The organism is Thermoclostridium caenicola (assembly GCF_900142095.1).
GTDB lineage: Bacteria > Bacillota > Clostridia > DSM-8532 > DSM-8532 > Thermoclostridium_A > Thermoclostridium_A caenicola.
Genome location: NZ_FQZP01000110.1, coordinates 1 through 1,538, shown reverse-complemented (window position 1 = coordinate 1,538; position 1,538 = coordinate 1). Strand labels below are relative to the sequence as shown.

Sequence of the window (1,538 nt, the reverse complement as noted above, 5' to 3'; positions counted from 1 at the left end):
CTTAGTGTAAAATTGTTTTAGGTTAAAAAAACAAGAGACCCCTCTTTTTTGGTAAAATATTGATCAACGAAAAACAAACAAAATACCAAGGAGGAGTCTCTTATGAGTAATATTATATATCAGATTTTCGAGAATTACATCATTGATGTTATGGGATTTCTTAGTTCAAACAAGATAAGAAAACTCGAAGAACTGGAGAGCGAGCTCAAGAAGAAGTCTGACAGCCTAAACGCGCAACTGATAAGCACCTATTGTGAAATCATAGATGAGGCAATATTTAAAGACAGAGCAGGCAGGGAGAAAAAAGGATATGTAGCAGAGCACAAGGGAGACAAGAGGGAAATATATACACAGTTTGGCAATGCAAGCTTTAGCAGGAGATATTACAGGAACAAAGCGGATGGGACATACAGTTACCTGGTAGATGCGGTAATGGGGATTGAAAGTTACGACAGAGTGAGCAACACTGTTTCAGCAACTCTGGTTGAAACTGCGTCAGAGGTATCGTATGCAAAGAGCAGTGATTATGTATGTAACGGGGACATAAGCCGGCAAACGGTAATGAATAAAATCAGGCGCACGAAAGGGTTAAAGACAGAAGCACCGGAACAGAAGCGAAGGGTAAGATATCTGCATGTGGAAGCAGATGAAGACCATGTATCTCTGCAGGATGGGACAGATACGATAGTACCGTTGATAAGTATCCATGAAGGCGTTGAAGGGAACGGGAAGAGAAGGAAGTGCATCAACATCCATCATATAGGTGGGTTTGGGAAGAGAGTGGAAGACATATGGCAGGAAGCCGCAGAATGGATATATTCGGTCTATGAAGTAGAAGAAATAGAAAGGATATACCTTCATGGGGATGGAGCAGCGTGGATAAAAACAGGGTTGTCATATTTGCCCAAAGCACAGTTTGTACTGGACAGATATCATTTAAACAAAGCCTTGAAGGAAATATCCGGCGGGGATGAACTTGTATATGTCAGGCTGAGGGAAGCAGTAAACAAGGCCGACAAAGAATCGATCAGGAAGATATGTGGTGAACTACGCAGGAATGCTTGTGATGAAAAGGCCAGGAAAAAAGTTAACAGTTTTATGAATTACATAACAACGAACTGGTCCGGGATAGCAGCGTATCAGGATGAATTTTCGAGGGACAGCAACACAGAAGGGCATATAAGTCATGTACTGTCAAGCAGGTTAAGCAGCAGGCCAGCCGGATGGAGCCGGGAAGGACTAAAGGCAATGGTGGAACTCAGGGTATATTGCTGTAATGGAGGACACGTAGAAACAAAGCATATTAGGAAGTCTGAAGGCTTCTACAAGGTAACGAAGAAAGTATTGAGTAAAGCAACAAAAGTGTACAAGGATGCCTCAAGAGAGCTGATACATAACATAACACTGCTGAATAGCGGGAAAGTAACTCTGCTGACACAGACACTTAGATCCATACGGGATAATGGATTTGCCATATGATCCTTGCCCAAAAAGAGGGGCAGACAGTGACATAAAACCTAAAACAAGTTGACACGACC

At 42.3% G+C, this 1,538-nt stretch carries 1 protein-coding gene; it reads left to right on the top strand.

What is annotated here, in order from left to right:
• The first annotated feature begins 102 nt into the window (after positions 1-102).
• Entirely contained in the window at positions 103-1,479 is a 1,377-nt protein-coding gene (locus F3H12_RS13095) for an ISLre2 family transposase (RefSeq protein WP_149679754.1), read from the top strand.
• The last annotated feature ends 59 nt before the right edge of the window (positions 1,480-1,538 follow it).

Coding starts and splice junctions, on each gene's coding strand:
- F3H12_RS13095 (WP_149679754.1), top strand. CDS start 103: ATGAGTAATATTATATATCAGATTTTCGAGAATTACATCATTGATGTT.